20 protein-coding genes are annotated in these 16987 nt (G+C 66.5%); 10 read left to right on the top strand and 10 right to left on the bottom strand.

Going from position 1 to position 16987, the window contains the following annotated elements:
• Positions 1-2: 2 nt before the first annotated feature.
• Entirely contained in the window at positions 3-1016 is a 1014-nt protein-coding gene (gene mltG, locus ACQ66H_RS09680) for an endolytic transglycosylase MltG (protein ID WP_430433841.1), read from the bottom strand.
• 90 nt (positions 1017-1106) lie between these two features.
• Between mltG and ACQ66H_RS09675 the strand changes: the two genes are divergently transcribed.
• The 5 genes from ACQ66H_RS09675 (at position 1107) to ACQ66H_RS09655 (ending at position 5642) form a co-directional block, all read left to right on the top strand.
• The gene (locus ACQ66H_RS09675) at positions 1107-2129 is read left to right on the top strand and encodes a YgfZ/GcvT domain-containing protein (protein ID WP_430433840.1); all 1023 of its coding nucleotides are present in this window, start codon (positions 1107-1109) and stop codon (positions 2127-2129) included.
• The gene (locus ACQ66H_RS09670; protein ID WP_430433839.1) at positions 2126-2416 is read left to right on the top strand and encodes a DUF4936 family protein; all 291 of its coding nucleotides are present in this window, start codon (positions 2126-2128) and stop codon (positions 2414-2416) included. Before ACQ66H_RS09675 ends, ACQ66H_RS09670 begins: the two co-directional genes overlap by 4 nt.
• 14 nt (positions 2417-2430) lie before the next feature.
• A complete protein-coding gene (locus ACQ66H_RS09665; protein WP_430433838.1) occupies positions 2431-3204 on the top strand; it encodes an NRDE family protein in 774 nt (257 codons plus the stop codon).
• Positions 3205-3350: 146 nt separating this feature from the next.
• Positions 3351-5093: a sensor histidine kinase gene (locus ACQ66H_RS09660; RefSeq protein WP_430433837.1), complete on the top strand. Its 1743-nt coding sequence runs from the start codon at positions 3351-3353 to the stop codon at positions 5091-5093.
• Between the two features lie 141 nt (positions 5094-5234).
• The gene (locus ACQ66H_RS09655; protein WP_430433836.1) at positions 5235-5642 is read left to right on the top strand and encodes a response regulator; all 408 of its coding nucleotides are present in this window, start codon (positions 5235-5237) and stop codon (positions 5640-5642) included.
• Here ACQ66H_RS09655 and ACQ66H_RS09650 read toward each other — a convergent pair.
• From ACQ66H_RS09650 to ACQ66H_RS09615, 8 genes are all read right to left on the bottom strand, one after another.
• The gene (locus ACQ66H_RS09650) at positions 5609-6031 is read right to left on the bottom strand and encodes a GNAT family N-acetyltransferase (protein WP_430433835.1); all 423 of its coding nucleotides are present in this window, start codon (positions 6029-6031) and stop codon (positions 5609-5611) included. The two genes, ACQ66H_RS09655 and ACQ66H_RS09650, sit on opposite strands and share 34 nt — an antisense overlap.
• Before the next feature lie 2 nt (positions 6032-6033).
• Positions 6034-6513: a L,D-transpeptidase family protein gene (locus ACQ66H_RS09645; protein WP_430433834.1), complete on the bottom strand. Its 480-nt coding sequence runs from the start codon at positions 6511-6513 to the stop codon at positions 6034-6036.
• The gene (gene tadA / locus ACQ66H_RS09640) at positions 6513-6986 is read right to left on the bottom strand and encodes a tRNA adenosine(34) deaminase TadA (protein ID WP_430433833.1); all 474 of its coding nucleotides are present in this window, start codon (positions 6984-6986) and stop codon (positions 6513-6515) included. The genes ACQ66H_RS09645 and tadA overlap by 1 nt, the downstream gene beginning before the upstream one ends.
• Positions 6987-7093: 107 nt before the next feature.
• The gene (gene epsG, locus ACQ66H_RS09635) at positions 7094-7957 is read right to left on the bottom strand and encodes a chain length determinant protein tyrosine kinase EpsG (protein WP_019918454.1); all 864 of its coding nucleotides are present in this window, start codon (positions 7955-7957) and stop codon (positions 7094-7096) included.
• Positions 7958-7968: 11 nt separating this feature from the next.
• Complete coding sequence (gene epsF / locus ACQ66H_RS09630) at positions 7969-9357, bottom strand: chain length determinant protein EpsF (protein WP_430433832.1); 1389 nt, start codon at positions 9355-9357, stop codon at positions 7969-7971.
• A gap of 12 nt (positions 9358-9369) precedes the next feature.
• Entirely contained in the window at positions 9370-10173 is an 804-nt protein-coding gene (epsE, locus tag ACQ66H_RS09625) for a polysaccharide export protein EpsE (RefSeq protein ID WP_020164469.1), read from the bottom strand.
• 73 nt (positions 10174-10246) lie between these two features.
• Complete coding sequence (locus tag ACQ66H_RS09620; protein WP_430433831.1) at positions 10247-10462, bottom strand: hypothetical protein; 216 nt, start codon at positions 10460-10462, stop codon at positions 10247-10249.
• Positions 10459-11190, bottom strand: coding sequence for an EpsD family peptidyl-prolyl cis-trans isomerase (locus ACQ66H_RS09615; RefSeq protein WP_430433830.1), 732 nt, complete (start codon positions 11188-11190; stop codon positions 10459-10461). The genes ACQ66H_RS09620 and ACQ66H_RS09615 overlap by 4 nt, the downstream gene beginning before the upstream one ends.
• Before the next feature lie 312 nt (positions 11191-11502).
• Here ACQ66H_RS09615 and ACQ66H_RS09610 point away from each other — a divergent pair, with 312 nt between their 5' ends.
• Genes ACQ66H_RS09610 through ACQ66H_RS09590 form a run of 5 tightly spaced genes read left to right on the top strand, consistent with a single transcriptional unit; the run spans position 11503 to position 15557 of the window.
• Positions 11503-11799: a hypothetical protein gene (locus ACQ66H_RS09610; RefSeq protein WP_430433829.1), complete on the top strand. Its 297-nt coding sequence runs from the start codon at positions 11503-11505 to the stop codon at positions 11797-11799.
• Position 11800: 1 nt separating this feature from the next.
• On the top strand, positions 11801-12112 hold the full coding sequence (locus tag ACQ66H_RS09605) for a DUF3301 domain-containing protein (RefSeq protein ID WP_020164466.1): 312 nt from the start codon (positions 11801-11803) through the stop codon (positions 12110-12112).
• Between the two features lie 40 nt (positions 12113-12152).
• On the top strand, positions 12153-13955 hold the full coding sequence (gene pabB, locus ACQ66H_RS09600; protein WP_430433828.1) for an aminodeoxychorismate synthase component I: 1803 nt from the start codon (positions 12153-12155) through the stop codon (positions 13953-13955).
• The gene (locus tag ACQ66H_RS09595; RefSeq protein WP_430433827.1) at positions 13930-15021 is read left to right on the top strand and encodes an aminopeptidase; all 1092 of its coding nucleotides are present in this window, start codon (positions 13930-13932) and stop codon (positions 15019-15021) included. The genes pabB and ACQ66H_RS09595 overlap by 26 nt, the downstream gene beginning before the upstream one ends.
• Positions 15018-15557 (top strand): adenine phosphoribosyltransferase, encoded by a 540-nt coding sequence (locus ACQ66H_RS09590; protein WP_430433826.1) that lies wholly within the window; start codon positions 15018-15020, stop codon positions 15555-15557. The genes ACQ66H_RS09595 and ACQ66H_RS09590 overlap by 4 nt, the downstream gene beginning before the upstream one ends.
• 1 nt (position 15558) lies before the next feature.
• Here ACQ66H_RS09590 and epsL read toward each other — a convergent pair whose 3' ends face one another.
• Positions 15559-16821 carry an XrtB/PEP-CTERM-associated polysaccharide biosynthesis outer membrane protein EpsL gene (gene epsL, locus ACQ66H_RS09585; protein WP_430433825.1) on the bottom strand — a complete coding sequence of 421 codons (1263 nt, stop codon included), beginning with the start codon at positions 16819-16821 and terminating at the stop codon, positions 15559-15561.
• Between the last annotated feature and the right edge of the window lie 166 nt (positions 16822-16987).

Here is a 16987-nt window from a genome sequence, read left to right as displayed (position 1 = left end):
CGTCAGTTGCGTGCGGCGCGCGCCGGCCGCCGCTGGTAACGGTCAACCGCGCTGTTGTGCTCGGCCAGCGTCTTCGAGAACACGCTGCTGCCGTCGCCGCGCGCGACGAAGTAATAGTAACGGGTGGGCGCCGGATTCAACGCCGCTTCGATCGACGCGCGCCCGGGCGCGGCAATCGCTGTCGGCGGCAGGCCGCGCCGCAGATAGGTGTTGTACGGGCCGTCGGTCTGCAGATGTGCGCGGGTCAGATTGCCGTCGAAGCGCTCACCCAGCCCGTAGATCACGGTGGGGTCGGTCTGCAGCGGCATGCCGGCACGCAGCCGGTTCACGAAGACGGAGGCCACCTTGTCGCGATCGGCCGCAGCGCCGGTTTCCTTCTCGACGATGGACGCCATGATCAGCGCGTCCTGCAGCGAGGCGTAGGGCAGATCAGACGCGCGCGCTGCCCAGGCCTGTTCCAGTTGCGCGCGCATCGCGTGATGGGCGCGCTTCAGAATCGACAGGTCGCTGTCGCCGGCGGCAAACAGATAGGTGTCCGGAAAGAACCAGCCCTCGACGAAAGTGGCGTCGCTGCCGAGCCGGGCCAGCAGTTCGGCGTCGGACAGCGCCACGGCGTCCTGCTTCAGGTCGGGACTGGCGGCCAGCGCAGTGCGGATCTGCTTCAGGGTCCAGCCTTCGATGAAGCGCACCTCGCGCATGCTCACGTCGCCGCGCGTCATCATGCCCAGCAGTTCGAGTGGCGTGACGCCGCTGTTGAAAGCGTAGCTGCCGGCCTGCAGCCGGGTGCCATCGACCGCGACGCGGCCGATCAGGCCGAGCAACCGGCCATCGACCGGAACACCTGCCGCCTCGATCTGGCGGGCCGCCTGGCGCAGCGCGGTGCCCGGGCGCAGCGTGTATTCGACAGCATCGCCGCTCCACTGCAGCGGGCGCTGCGCGTACCAGACCAGCGCGGCACCGATCAGCGCGGCGAGTACAGCCAGAAGAAGGAACAGACGGACAAGCAGACGGGTCATGCGAAAGAGGCGGGAACGCGCAGGCAGCACGCGCGGCCCCGTATGTTAACCTTTTCGGCAACCTCTCCTGCCTACGGATTTCGCAACATCATGATGCTCGACGATCTCATCCCCTCCGGCACCGCAGCCGACGACCGCCAGTTCCCCGCCATGCAGGACGCCGTCGCCGAAATGCGCGCCGCCCGCGAAGGCACCGTGCTGGTACCGCTGACCCATCTCGCCCGGCTGCGCGCCGACGGCGAGGACGCCGCCAGCTTCCTGCACAACCTGATGACCAACGACGTCAAGGGCCTGCCGGTCGACGGCGTGCGCAGCGCCGGTTTCTGCACGGCCAAGGGGCGCCTGCTCGCCACTTTCACGATGTGGCGCGACGGCGACGCCACCGTGCTGCAGTTGCCCCGTGCGCTGGCCGAGGCGATGCGCAAGAAGCTGTCGATGTACATCCTGCGCGCCAAGGCCACGCTGACCGACGCGACCGGGGCGATGCCGGCGCTCGGACTGGCCGGCCGCGATGCCGAAGCCACGCTGCATGCGGCCGGGCTGCCGGTGCCGGCGGCACCGATGACGCAGGCGGCGGCCGCTGGCGTGCGCGTGCTTCGCCTGGCGAACGACCGCTTCGAGATCGTGCTGCCGGCCGACCGGCTCGAAGCGGTCTGGAGCGCGCTGAGCAGCCGTGCGACGCCGGCCGGCACGCCGGCGTGGCGCTGGTTCGACATCCGCGACGGCCTGGTCAGCGTATGGCCGGGCACGCAGGAGGAGTTCGTGCCGCAGATGGTCAACTTCGAACTGACCGGCGGCGTCAGTTTCAAGAAGGGCTGCTACCCCGGGCAGGAGATCGTCGCCCGCACGCAGTACCTTGGCAAGCTGAAGCGCCGCATGTACCGCGCAAGCGCCGACTGCCCGCCGCCGGCGGCGGGCACGCCGGTACACGGCGTGGACACGAACGGACAGGCCTGCGGCCTGGTGGTCGATGCGGTCGCACTGCCGGACGGCGGCTGCGATCTGCTCGCCGTGGTTCAGATGTCGAGCACCGAAGCGGGCGAGGTGCGCATCGGCGGGCTGGAGGGGCCGGTGCTGCGCTTCACTGCCCTGCCCTACGCGCTCGGCGAATGACGGTGCGCATCGACTACTACATCTACTACCGCATCGACACCACCCGCGAGGCGGCGCTGCTGGTCGCATTGAGCACCATGCAGGCCTCGCTGCAGGCGGCCACCGGCGTCGCCGGCCGCGTGCGCAGGCGGCTGGACGACCCGCAGACCTGGATGGAAGTGTATGAGGGCGTGAACAATCAGCGGCTGTTCGAGCTGGAACTGGGCTGCCACGTGCAGAGCCACGGCTTGTACGAATTCCTGGCGCCTGACAGCGTGCGCCATCTCGAGCGCTTCCGCGCCGCCTGACGGACGCCGCACCCATGTGTCTCATCGTGCTCGGCTGGAAGCAGCAGCCGGACTGCCCGCTCATCGTCGCCGCCAATCGCGATGAGTTCCACCGTCGCCCAACGGCCGCACTCGACTTCTGGCCGGATGCGCCGCAAGTACTGGCCGGGCGCGACCTGCAGTCAGGCGGCAGCTGGATGGGCGTGAGCCGCTGCGGCCGTTTCGCCGCCCTGACCAACTACCGCGACCCGTCGGCGCAGCGCAACCACACCCGCTCGCGCGGCGAACTGGTCGCCGGCTTCCTGGCCGGCCGGCAGACAGCGGACGACTACGCCCGGCAGACCTGCGACGAGGCCGGTGCCTACAACGGTTTCAATCTGCTGCTCTGCGACGGCGACACGCTGGTGTGGGTCGGCCATCGCCACGGTGCAGAGGCGCAGTGGCGCGTGCTCGACGACGGCATCCATGCGCTGTCCAACCACCTTCCGGGCACGCCCTGGCCCAAGCTGCTGCGCGCCCGCGACGGCTTTGCACGGGCGCTCGCCCTGACCGACGCCGAGGCGCGCCAGGACGCGCTGTTCGACACGCTGCGCGACGACACGCCGGCGGCCGACGCCGACCTGCCGGACACTGGCGTCGGTCTCGAATGGGAGCGCCGTCTGTCGCCGGTCTTCATTGCCGGCGAGGACTATGGCACCCGGTCGAGCACCGTGCTGACCATGTGTCACAGCCGCATCGACGTCGAGGAGCGCTGCTACGGCCCGGGCGGGCGGGCGGACGGCAGGCGCCGCATCGCGATCGATCGCTGAACGCTCGCGGACACCGGCGGTCAGTCAAGTTTGAAGGCAGAATGCCGACAACAGGCCGACACTGCCCGCCGTCGCCACCACCCCCGCCCTGCGGCAGCGGTGGGTGGATGGATGAGCGGCAGCACTCCGCTACGGACACGTGCAGCATGACTTCCACGATCGCAGCCCCACTGCCGCCCGACGAACACGAACGCCTGCAGGCGCTGCAGGCCTGCCGGCTGCTCGACACGCCGCCCGAACCGGCGTTCGATGATCTGGCACGCATTGCCTCGCAGCTCTGCGGCACTCCGATCGCGCTGGTCAGCCTGGTCAACAAGGACCGGCAATGGTTCAAGTCGCGCATCGGTCTGGACGCCACCGAAACACCGCGCGAGCAGGCCTTCTGCGCACACGCCATCTTGCAGCACGAGGTGCTGGTGGTGCCGGACGCGACGATGGACGCGCGCTTTCGCGACAACCCGCTGGTGACAGGCGGGCCGGGGATCCGCTTCTACGCCGGGGCGCCGCTCGAAGTCGCCGATGGCCGGCGCATCGGTACGCTGTGCGTCATCGACACCGTGGCACACGAGCTTGGCGCCGCCCAGCGCGAAGCACTGGCCGCGCTGGCGCGTCAGGTGGTCGCGCAGATCGAACTGCGCGTGCACGTGAGCGAACTGCAGGCCGCGCACGCGCGGCAGAACCTGTTCGAACAGCAGTTGCAGCGTTTCAACGCCGAGATGAAAGCGCTGGTCAACCATCGCACCGCCGAACTGAAGGCGGAACGGGACCGCGCTGAGCTGTACTTCGACATCGCCGGCAATATGATGGTGGTCGCGGACAACGACGGTCGTATCGTGCGCGCCAACCGGATGGCGGCCGAGGTGCTGGGCCATCCCGGTAGCAGCCTGCCCGGACGCGACTGGTTCGAGCTGTGCTTTCCGGAAAACGAGCGTGCCGATGCCCGCGCCTTCTTCGCTCAGCTGGTCAGCGGCGAACGCGACGGGGCCCGCCGTTTCCGCGGCCACGTACTGACGGCAGACGGTCAGTTGCGCGTCGTGTCCTGGAACACGACGCGGCTGCACGACGAACAGGGTGCGACCACCGGCCTGCTCGGTGTCGGCGAAGACATCACGGCGCGGCTGCAAGCGGAGGAACATCTTCAGCGCACGCTGTCCGAACTCGAACGCAGCAACATTGCGCTGCAGCAGTTCGTGCACGTCGCCTCGCATGACCTGCGCGAGCCGATCAACTCCATCCTGAATTTCGCCAAGCTGCTCCGGCGCGAAGCCCACGAGGCGGACGCCACGCGACGCGAGCGCTACGTGGACTTCATCGTGCGTGGGGGCGAGCGGCTGCGCGCGCTGGTGGACGATCTGCTTGCCTTCGTCCGGCTCGACGCGACCGAGGCACGGATGGACGCCATAAATCTGGCGGAACTGGTGGAAGAAACGCGCCAGTCGCTGGCCGCCGCCATCAGTCGCACCGGCGCGACCGTCCGCGTCACACCGCTGCCGGTCATTCGCGGCGACCGCAGCCTGCTCGGTCTGCTGCTGCAGAACGTGATCGACAACGCGCTGAAGTTTCACGCGCCGGGCAAGCCGCCGGAAGTCGATATCGCTTACGCCGTGGTCGGCGACGAACTGCACATATCGGTGCGCGACAACGGCATAGGCATCGCACCGGAATTCCAGGAGCGCATCTTCGAGGCTTTCCAGCGGCTGCATGCACAGGCCGAGTACGAGGGCACAGGCCTCGGACTCGCACTGAGCCGTCGTATCGCCGACATGCACCATGGCCGCATCTTCGTCGAGTCGCAGCCCGGCGCCGGCAGCCGTTTCGTGCTGGCATTGCCCGCGAGATGCCGTATCGGCATCGCGTCACATACGATGCAGCGGACGGAGATAATGTGATGCCCGTATGCCTGTCAGGACGCTCGCCATGCCGATGACAGCCGATGGCGTCGGAACTGTCGCCCCCCTTCCGCCCGTCGCCGCCCGAACGCAGGCGCCTCGATCCCGCGTGCGCCGCACCGATCAACCGGAGTTTGCACAATGACGACCGCAGCGCTGCGCACCGTGATGCTGATCGACGACAACGACGCCGACAACTTCTTTCACGGCATGATGATCGAGCGCTCCGGCCTGGCGACGGAGCTGCTGGTCTTCGAGTGGGCGGAAAAGGCGCTGGAGTGGTTCCACGCGCACCCGGGCCACGCGGTCAACCTCATCCTGCTTGACATCAACATGCCGCGCATGAATGGCTTCGAGTTTCTCGAGCAGTTCCACCAGCTGCCTGCGGCGCATCAGGCGGATGCCCGCGTCTGCATGCTCAGTTCGTCACCGCTGGAAGCCGACCGCGTCCGCACTTTCACCTTCCCGCGCGTGACCGACTTCATCGTCAAGCCGCTGGGGGACGACTTCCTGTCTCAGCTGACCAAGGCCTGCGACATCCGCCGGTGAGGGATGCCGGCCTCGTCGAATACCGGCCCGTCGGCAACGAAACCCTGCGCCTCGTAGAAGCGCAGCGCATGCGTCTGCGCATGCAGCACCACCTCGCGCATGCCGCTCCGCCGCGCCTCGGCGAGCAAAGCCTGCAGCAGCGCCCGGCCGATGCCTCTTGAGCGGTGCGGCGCGCGCACGGCCATGCGGCCGATGTGGCCGTCGGGCAACAGGCGCCCGCAACCGACCGGGTGACCGTCGAGCAGCGCCAGCGCATGCACGCTGGTGGCGTCGTCGGCGTCCCACTCCATCTCTTCCGGAACCAGCTGTTCGACGATGAATACTTCGCGGCGTATCGCTTCGAGCGCTGGCGCCATCGACGCCCAGTCACCCAGTTCGACGCGCAGCACGCTCAGTCCGTGATGCGGACCGGGGTGCCCGCCGGCACCAGGTCGAACAGCTCGATGATGTCGCGATTGCGCATGCGCACGCAGCCGATCGAGCCGGGTACGCCTATCTCCGCCGTATCCGGGCTGCCGTGCAGATAGATGTAGCGACGCATCGTATCGACCTCACCCAGCCGGTTCACGCCCGGCTCGCAGCCCGACAGCCAGAGAATGCGCGTCAGTATCCAGTCGCGGCCCGGATGTGCGGCCGCCAGTTCGGACGACCACAGTTCGCCGGTGGGGCGCCGGCGCACGAACACCGTGTTCGCCGGCGCACCGGCGCCGATGCGGGCGCGGATCACGTGCCGCCCGCGCGGCGTGCGGAAGCTGCCGCGCTGCTCGCCGGCGCCGTTCTTCGCGGTCGATACCCGGTAGCGGCGGATCAGCACGCCGGCCTCGTCGTACAGGCGCAGCCACTGCGAGCGGATGTCGATGTCGATATGCATCAGGCGGTTTCGATGCGCCGGCGGCGGGCGGCGAAAAAGTCGCTCAGCAGGCGACCGCACTCCTCCGCCAGCACGCCGGACTCGACTTCAGCATGATGGTTGAGCCTGGGCTCGGCGAACAGGTCGGTCACGCTGCCACAGCATCCGGTCTTCGGGTCGCGCGCGCCGAACACGACCCGCGCGATGCGCGCGTGCTGGATCGCACCGCTGCACATCGCGCACGGCTCCAGCGTCACGTAGAGCGTGCAGCCGGGCATGCGGTAATTGGCAAGCGCCTGTCCCGCCGCGCGCAAGGCCATCACCTCGGCATGGGCGGTCGGGTCGTTGGCCATGATCGGGCGATTGAAGCCGCGGCCGACAATCTCGCCGTCGCAGACCACGACGGCGCCGACTGGCACCTCGCCGAGCGATCCCGCCTCAAGGGCGAGCGCAAGCGCCTCGTTCATGAAGAGCAGATCGGCGTCGCTGCTCATGACCGGCACTCAGGCCGCTGCATCGGCCTTGCGCCGGCTGGCACTGTGAGAGCTCAGTGTCAGCACGATGACGCGGGGCAGTGTGTCCCTGGTCGCAGTCGGCACGATCAGGGCTCGTTCATCACCGAGCCGACGACGGTCGCGCTGGCGGTAATCAGTTCGTCGGCCAGGCGACGCAGGCGCGAGGCGCGGCTCACGTTCTTGCGCGCCACCATCAGCGCACCGCTCGCGCGTACGGCAATGGTCTGCGCGTCGGCGTACTCGGCGCCTGCAGGCGTGTCGATCAGGATGACGTCGAAGTCCTTCGACAACTGCCCCAGCAACTGGCTGAACACCGGTCGCGACAGCAGTTCCTGCGGGTTCGGCGGCACTGCACCGGCCGGCATCACGCACAGGTCGAGCAGCGCCGGCACGCGCTGCACTGCATCCGGACCACCGCGCCCGGCCAGCGTTTCCGACAGACCGACCCGGTTGCTGACCGAGAACAGCGTGTGCTGACGCGGGTTGCGCATGTCGGCGTCGATCAGCAGCGTGCGCTCGCCCAGCTGGGAGAACACGACGGCCAGATTGGCGGCGATGAAGCTGCGCCCCTCGCCACGCTCCGGACTGACGATGGCCAGCGTCTTCCGCTCGGCTTCGGCGTCGAACCAGCGCAGCATGAGCTGACTGCGCAGCGCGCGCAGCTCTTCGACCTGGTGGGTGAAGGGGCGATAGGCCGCGATCACCTCGTCACTGACTGCGCTTTCGCCAGCCTGCAGGAATGGGTAGTCGAACTGGCGCGACAGCGCGAACTGGATGTCGGATTCCTTCAGCAGGCCGAGCGAGATCGCCGCGTCGCCGAAGCGCAGGCCGCGCTCGCGCTGCGCACGCAGGATGCGCTCGGCGCCGTCCGGGCTCAACCGGCCAGCGTCGATCAGGATGGCGCCGATGGCCCGCCCGGACCCGGTATCGATGGAAGTGGGTGCGTTCATGGTGATGTCCTTCAGGCGGTGGCCGCGCGGGCGCGTTTGGCGCCCTTGTTGAACTTGACGGTCGAGATCAGGCCGAGCACCGGCACACCAAGCAGTTGATGCAGATCGTCGTCACCACGCACACGCTGATCCAGCAGTTCAAGCAACAGCACGGTGCCGACCGCCAGCAGCACGCCAAGGAAGATGGCGACCAGCGTGTTCAGCAGCAGGTTAGGACTGGAGTGCTCGACCGGTGCGATCGCCGGCGTCAGCACGACGATATTGGTCTGCGTGGTCTGGCTTTCGAGGCTGGTCTGGGTGAAGCGCTGGGCCACGGCGTCGTAGGCGCGCTGCGCGCTCTCGACCTCGCGCTGCAGGACGGCCAGGTCGTCGCGCTGCTTCTTCAGTTCGAGCACGCGGTTCTTCTGCGCCGCCAGCGCTGCACGCACTTCGGCTTCCCGCTGCACATTCACGCGGTTGCTGGTGCTGAGCGTGCTGGCCACCTTCTTCATTTCGGCGTCGAGCTTGCTGCGCAGGGTATCGACCTCGCCCTGGGCGCGCTGGTACTCCGGGTGGTTGCGGCCGAAGCGCTGGCTCATTTCGTTCAGCCTCGACTCACCGCGCGCCAGTTCCGACTTCAGGCCGATGATGAGCGAGTTCTGCTGCACTTCGGGCAGCGTTTCAATCTGCGACTGGCTGACCTGCGCCTGGCGCGACGAGCTGTCGCTGCGCTGCGCCTGGATCGCGGTGTACTGGCTGGAGAGCTCGGCAAGGCGCGCGCTCTCGATGTCGAGACGCTCGTCCGTGTTGACGATGCCGGTTTCCTGCTGGAAGGCCGACAGCTTGCTCTGCGCCTGCTCGAGGTTCTCGCGCAGTGCCTTGGACTGGCCAGCGAACCAGTTCGCGTACTGCTTGGCCGGTTCGATCTTCAGTTCGAGGTTGGTGTCGATGTAAGCCTGCGCGAAGGCGTTCGCGACGGCCGCGGAAAACGCCGGATCCTGGCCGCTGAACGCGATGGACAGCACGTTCGAGTCGCGCGACGGCTTAACGTCGAGCTTCTTCTTCAGCAGATCGGCGAAATAGGCGTCCATCGAGCCCTGACCATCGGTCGCTTCGCGCCATTGTTCGACCGCCTGCGCGCTCTTCTCAAAACCAAGCATGCGCACCACGCGCTGGGCGACGCGATCCGAAGTGACGATGTCCACCTGGGTCGCCATGTAGCCCGGCGTCACCAGCGCCGGCAGCGTGACGCCAAGGATGGGATCGGGCGACTTCACGTCGATCAGCACCGAGGTAGCCGAAGTGTATTGCTTGGGCAGCACCAGACTGACCACCACCGTAGTGGCGACGACGACCAGAAGCACGGCCAGGCCGACCAGCCAGCGCGCACGCAGAATGAGCAGGAATTGCTGAAACGTCATGGAATCATCCGATCAGAAAAGACTTTCGCGCACGTAAACGACATCGTCGCTCTGCAGCGTCATCGACATGTCGGGCTCGATCGCCTCCACCACACCGGCCGCATTGCGGCGATGCAGCTTGAGGCGCTTGTCGGTGCCGCGCAGCGTGATGCCGCCCCCCTGGGCGAGCGCCTGCATTACCGTCATGCCGCGCTCGAGGCGGTAGGAACCCGGACGATTCACTTCCCCGTAGATGTAGAACACCGGCGCGCGGTGGATGTAGAGGATGTCGCCCCCCATGACGGGAATGTCCGCATTGATCCCTTCCGGCTGGAACAAGGCCGGAATGTCGATCTCGGCGCGGAAGGGCTTATCGTTGCGGGTACCCACCAGCGTCACGATGTCGGCACCGCTGACCGACGCACCGCCGGCCGTAGCCAGCATGTCGGTAACCCGGGTATTGGCGATCTCGATCGGATAGCGGCCCGGGCGATTCACCATGCCCAGCACCGAAACCTGGTTGCCGCGGATCTGCAGCAGCAGCACGTTCACCTGCGGCTTCAGCACGAAACCGCCGTCGCGCAGCTTGTCGGCGATCAGCTTCTCGGTCGCCGGCAGCGTCAGACCGCCGACCGTCACGCCACCGATCAGCGGATAGGTGATGCTGCCGTTCTCGGTCACCCGCGTCTCGACCGTCAGGTCCGGGTTCTGAAACACGGTGACGCGGATGATGTCGCCCGAACCGAGCACGTACTCACGTGCATCGGCGGCACTGGCGGCCGGCAGCAGCAGCATTCCGAAACAAAGGCCTAGCAGCAGACGTACGAACTTCGTCATATCGAGGGGTTTCCAGTTGATCAGTCCGAAAGGACGGCGCCGTGCATCGGCGCAGCGCCGTCCCGAGAGAGGCTCACTTGAGCCCCGAAAGTCCCTTGTCCACCGCCGATTCGGTAGCGGCGGCAGGCGCAGCAGCCGGTGCGGCAGATGCAGCGGCCGGTGCAGCAGCTGCCGGCGCAGGCGCAGTGAATTCGCCCATGTACTCGATCTTGCCGCTCTCACGCAGCTTCTTCACTTCCGACTGCGCCAGCTCACCCTTGCGCTGGTTCAGCAGGAACTGCTCGATCACCGGCCGTGCGGCGTTCTCGTCACCGGCACGCTGCGCGAGGCAGCCACCTCGATCACCAGAATGCCGTTAGAGGTGCCGAGCACGCCGATCTGGCCGTCCTTGATCTGGTGCACTCGCTTCACCATTTCGAGCGGCAGTTGTTCGGCGGGCTTGGTCACCGCATTGGCGGTGAAGCGCACGTTCTCGCTGCGCAGCCATTCGGCGATCTGCTGCAGATTGCGCGGCTGCGACATGAACTGTTCGAGCTTGGGCAAGAAGTCGGGGCCGGCGGCGATGGCCAGCTCACGCAGATTGAAGATGCGGCGCTCGGAGAACAGCTCCGGGTGCTGGCTGTAGTAATCCTTGATTTCGCTGTCGGTCGGCTTGACCGCAGCGCTGGACACCTGCTCGAGGTAGGCACGGGCAAGCACCTCGCGACGCGCAGCCTCGATCGCCTGCAGCGTCTTCGGATCGCGGTCCAGCTTCTTCTCGACCGCCTGCTGCACCAGCAGCTCCTGGTCGATCAGGCGCTCGAGAACCTGACGGCTGGCCGCCTTGGCCTGCTCGGGGTTCGCCACATTGGTACGCTGCATGACCTGATTGATCTGATGCACCGAAACTTCACCGCCGTTAACCTTTGCGGCAACCTGAGTCGCCGTCTTCTTTTCGCCGCCCTCGCCGCCGCAGGCAGTCAGGATGGCTGCAGCGATGACGGTCAAGGCGATGGAACGGCGTGCGTGATGTGGCATGTTTTCCCCGAATGATTATTGCTGATTTGTGACATGAGGCCGTCGGCCAAGATAGCCCAACTGACCAAGGCTGAACAGTATCGGGCGCGTGTTACAACGCCGTTGCGTGAAATGTTTCCGTAATGCAGCATGCCCTCCACGCGGCGACGGCAGCATGCCATGCCTTGCTCCGCCGCCGGCGGCAGACAAAGCGGGCCGCGCCGACCAATCCCCGACCAACCCTCTTGCACACGATAGAATCGGGCACGCTTCCCGGTTCATATCGTCTTACATATGTCTTTCTCTCCCGACGCCTTTGCCGAGGCCTTGTCCGTGTTCGTGACTCACGAACGGATGGATCCGCTGATGCTGCTGTGCAAGCTGACCGAGGAATCCGGCGAACTGGCGGAGGCCGTGCTGGTCCAGCGCGGCTACAAACCGCACAAGACGCTGCCCGCCGACGCGTCACTCGACGAAGCCGCCGACGTGTTGCTGTGTCTGCTGCTCGTACTGTCCCGCCTTTATCCGGAGCGCAGCCCTGCACAGCTGGCGGCCCAGCTGGCCGAGCGCATCGACGGCAAGCTGGCGCGATACGTCGCGCGCCAGCCGATGGCGCAACCGGAGCACTGACATGCCGACCTTCGAACTCGTGTCGCTGCTGCTGATCGGCGGCCTGATCTGGTTCTGGCTCGACAGCCTGAATGCGCGCGAAGCCGGTATGGAAGCCAGCCGTGCCGCCTGCAATGCGGAAGGCACCCAGCTGCTCGATGATACCGTAGCCATCCGCTCGACCTCGCTCGCCCGCGACGAAGAGGGTCAGATGCGCATCAAGCGGACCTATGCCTTCGAATACAGCGACACCGGGAACAACCGCCGCCACGGCTCTGTCACGCTGCTCGGCCGACGCGTGATCGCGCTCTACATCGCACCGCACGTCGTCTGAACACTGCTCACGCCAGCACCGGCCCGCTGCCGGCAACACCATGAAATTCATACTCGACTTCTCGACCCCGGACAGACTGCCACGCCGCCTCGTGTTCGGCGAACCGCTGGAAGTGGTTCGCGCGGACCACGTGGACGCCGTCCGCCCTGCCTTGCGTCGCGTGGCCGAGGCCACGCACGGCGGTCTGCACGCGGTCGGCTACGTCGCCTACGAGGCGGCGCCCGCCTTCGATCGCGCGGCGCGCGTGCGCAGCGGATGCAGCGTACCGCTGGTGTGGTTCGGCCTGCACCACGCCCCGATCGACTGCGGCCCTGATGCACCGACCCCGTTCGAGGTGCCGGCATGGGAACTGGATACCGGGCGGGAAGAATACGGACAGGCGATCGATGCAATCCACGCCGCCATCCGCCGCGGCGACGCCTACCAGATGAATTACACGGTGCGCGCCCGCGCGCGCTTTTCCGGCGACGCGCAGTCCTACTACGAGCAATTGCGACAGGCGCAGCAGGCCGAGTTCTGCGCCTACGCGGACATCGGCACCCACCACATCCTGTCGGCGTCGCCGGAGCTGTTCTTCGCATGGCAGGACGGCGTGCTGACGACACGGCCGATGAAGGGCACCGCACGGCGCGGCCAATTGCCGGAAGAGGACGCCGAACTCGCGCGCTGGCTGCGCGATTCGGAAAAGAACCGCGCCGAGAATCTGATGATCGTCAACCTGCTGCGCAACGACCTGTCGCGGCTGTCGATGCCGGGTGGCGTCCGGGTGCCGCACCTGTTCTCGATCGAGAACTACCCGACCGTGCTGCAGATGACCTCGACCATCACCGCGCGCACCCGCCCCGAAGTGACGCTGGACGACGTGTTTGCCGCCCTGTTCCCGTGTGGCTCGATCACTGGCGCGCCGAAGCTGAAGTCGATGGACATCATCGCCGACCTCGAGAAATCGCCACGCGCGGTCTACTGTGGCGCGATCGGTCACGTGGCCCCGGGCGGTGCGGCGCGCTTCAACGTCGCCATCCGCACGGTCACGCTCGACGCAGCAAGCGGACGGATGGAGTGTGGTCTGGGCGGCGGCATCACCTGGGATTCGGTCGCCGCCGACGAGTACGCCGAAGTGCAGACCAAGAGCCGCTTCCTGACGCGCGCCGGCAATGGCTTCGAACTGTTCGAAACGCTGCTGCTGGTCGATGGCCGCTACGAACTGCTCGACCGCCACCTCGCCAGACTCACCGCCTCGGCACGCCATTTCGGTTTCGCCGCGCCGCAGGATCCGGCGGCGGTGCTGGCAGCGCACGCGGCGGCACACCCGCAGGGTCGTCTGCGCGTGCGCCTGCTGTGCGCCGCCGACGGCCGCCTGCGTATCGAAAGCAGCGCTGCTGGCGAGCCCGACAACAGCCCGCGCAAGGTCAGGCTGGCGTCGGCACCGGTGTCCCGCGCCGAACCGCTGCTCTACCACAAGACCACACGACGGGGCATTTACGACGCCCACCTGTCGCAGGTCGCCGGCAGCGCCTTCGACGTGCTGCTGTGGAATGACGCCGGCGAGCTGACTGAATTCACGCGCGGCAACCTGGTGCTCGACATCGATGGCGGCCGGTACACGCCGCCGGTATCCAGCGGCCTGCTCGATGGCACGCTCAGGCGCGAACTGGTGGAGCGCGGCGAACTGACGGAACGCGTGCTCACCTGTGAGGACCTCGGCCGCGCCCAAGCCGTCTGGTTCATCAACAGCGTACGCGGCTGGATACCGGTCACCATCGACAACGCGCCGCTGGACACGGCCCCCGCTGTCGTGCCTGCCTACGCCGACCCCTATGCCGGACACCGCGACGCGGGCTGAGCGGCGCCGGCACCTCGGCCTCATCGTCGGCCTGGCGCTGCTGCTCGGCGGCTGCAACGGCAGCTTCTCGCCACGCTACTACTGGCAGGCGGCACACGGCCAGTTCGAGCTGTGGCGGCTGGCGCGGCCGCTGGCCGAGGTCGATGCCGACCCGTCGAGCACGCACACGCTGCGCGACAAGCTCGCACTGGCGGCAGAGATCCGCGACTGGGCCAGCCGCGAGATGGCCCTGCCCGACAACGGCAGCTATCGCCGCTACGCCGACCTCGGGCGCCCTTTCGTCGTCTGGAACGTGTTTGCCACCGAGCCGCTGTCGGTCAAGCCGCGCCAGTCCTGCTTCCCCATCGCCGGCTGCGTGAGCTATCGCGGCTTCTTCGCCGAAGCCGACGCACGCCGCCACGCCGACGCACTGGCGCGCGAGGGGCTGGACGTGCATATGAGCGGCGTTCCGGCCTACTCGACGCTGGGCTGGTTCGACGATCCGCTGCTGAACACCTTCATCCACTACCCGGAAACGGAACTGGTGCGTCTCATCGTGCATGAACTGGCGCACCAGATCGTCTACGTGCGCGACGACACCGAATTCAATGAGTCCTTCGCCAGCGCGGTGGAAGTGGAAGGCGTGCGCCGCTGGCTGGCGCGCCCCGGCAAGGAAGGGCTGCGCGAAGGGTTCGAGCGGGCGCAGCGGCTGCGCAGCGATTTCTCAGCGCTGGTGATCCGCTACCGCGACGCCCTGGACACCCTTTATCGCAGCGATATGGCGGAGTCCGAAAAACACGCCGGCAAGGCGCGCCTGCTCGAAGAACTGGGCGCGGATTATCGCGCTCTGCGCGAGACGCGCTGGGCCGGCTTCCGCGGCTACGATCGCTGGTTCGCGCAGGACATCAACAACGCGACGCTGGCGTCAATCGGCCTCTACACTGCAGCCAGACCGGCCTTCACGCGACTGATCGCCGCCCCACCCGACATGCCCGCCGTATGGGCGACCATGCGCGAGCTGGCCGCACTGCCGCGCGACGAGCGACGCGCCCGGCTCGGCCTGCCCGCCTTCCAGGAAACGCCATGACACATTCGTCCGACCTCGCGCCGCTGCGCGCGCTGATCCGCACCATTCCCGATTTTCCTGAGCCGGGCATACAGTTCCGCGACATCACACCGCTGCTGGCCGATGCGCGCGGCCTGACGCAGGCACTGGACGCACTCGAACGCAGCATCGAGCCCGCCAGCGTCAACATCGTCGCCGCCATCGAGGCACGCGGTTTTCTGTTCGCAGGTGCGCTGGCACAGCGACTGGGCGCCGGTCTGGTGCCGGTTCGCAAGCCCGGCAAGCTGCCGGGCCCGACGCTGGGCGTCAACTACGCGCTCGAGTACGGCAGCGACCGGCTGGAAATGCACGTCGGCGCTTTCGCCAGCGGGTCACGCGTGCTGGTGCTGGACGACCTGATCGCCACCGGCGGCACCGCCGTGGCCTGCGGCGAACTGGTCGAACGCGCCGGCGGCCGGCTCGTCGGCTTCCGCTTCCTGATCGATCTGCCGGCGCTCGGCGGGTCGGCCCTGCTCGCCGCGCGCGGCTGGAATAGCCACGCGCTGCTGCAGTATTGACTCAGAACAGGTACTGCAGCGACATCGAAACGCTGCGTACGCGGTATTGGTAGAACTGAACGTTCGAATCGCGCGAGTCGTGGCGCAGTTCGGCGTTCGCCGTCAGATTGCGCTGGATGGCCCAGGTGGCGCCTAGACTGTAGGTTGTGATGTCTTCCTGACGCGCAGTGCCATCAATGCCGAAGAACACCCGATAGAACGCCTGCTCCGCCGGAGAGAGCGTCGAGAAGAAGCTGTCGCCAGATGCATCTCGGGAAAGCCACTGGACACGCCCATCGAACCGCAACTTGCCCGTTGCCTGCCACATCGGCGCGATCGAGTATGTCGTCGTGCGGAAGTAACTCGACACGATGTCGTCAAGCGCGCTGATCTGCCGTTCCGCGAGGAAACTGACGCCGAATTTGCCGGACGGCGTCCACTCCCACCCCACTCTGCCGTAAACATCCTCATAGTCGCGCTCGGGCAGATTGTCGTGCTTGCGATTCGCCTGCCCGATTGATGCCGACAGGCGCGAATGCCCTACCGGCTGCCAACGTATCCTCGCTTCTAGATTCTTCTGCGAGTAGGAGTTGGTGACGTTGGAGGTCGGTAAGCGGTTCGGGTAGTCGCCTTGCGTGTCGATACCCACCAGCTCGAAAGAGGTGCCGCCGCGCGTCGTGTAGCGCGCCCCGAGTTCGTAGCGATCGATGTCGTAATCACTACCCAGTCTCGACGGCACACCATTACGCAAGCTGTCCCTTGAGACTCCGCCGATCAAGGCCCAGAACGCATCCAGCTTGTATGTCGCGTCGAAGCGCAAGTTCTCCAGATCGACAAGATTCTTGACGGGTGTCAGGGAACGAAAATCGTTGAAGCCCTGCATGTAACGCCGGTTCGAGTACCGCAACTGTCCGGACAGATCGTTGCCCAGTTCCCACTTCCAGGAGGCAAGGACGTTGTGGCCGTCGTTGTCCAACGTTTTGAGATCGTTGTACCGCGTCATGATCTGCGATGCACTCGCAGAAAGCTGCTGCCGACCAATACGTTTGTTGAAGTTGAGCCCGACCGAGGCGACGTAACTCTGATCGCCCCGCGGCGCATTCAACCCGAAGACGGCGGGAGGACGCTGCCCATCCGGCAGATAGAGCACGTTGTCCTGATACTGCCACGAAGCCGAGGTCACGAGAGAGAAGGCGTCGTCCTCGTCGGCCCAGGCGCTGCCTGCGTGTGGCAGGGTCAATAACAACAGCGCAAAGGGCAAACATTTTGAGATGTTATTGTTCATCGAAGAGAGTATGAATGCAGGCCGTGACGCTTTTCTTTCCGGCGCGCAAATCGTGAAAATGCGCAAAATCGCTTGCGGTATTCTAGCCGGCACGTCGTCTGCAGGTCTCCAAGTCCATTGAATTCACCGGTTTCATTCCCGATGCTCGCCAAGTTTGAGCGTAACA

Source organism: Methyloversatilis sp., assembly GCF_965284615.1.
Taxonomy (GTDB): Bacteria; Pseudomonadota; Gammaproteobacteria; order Burkholderiales; family Rhodocyclaceae; genus Methyloversatilis.
This window is presented reverse-complemented; position numbering and strand designations above follow the sequence as displayed.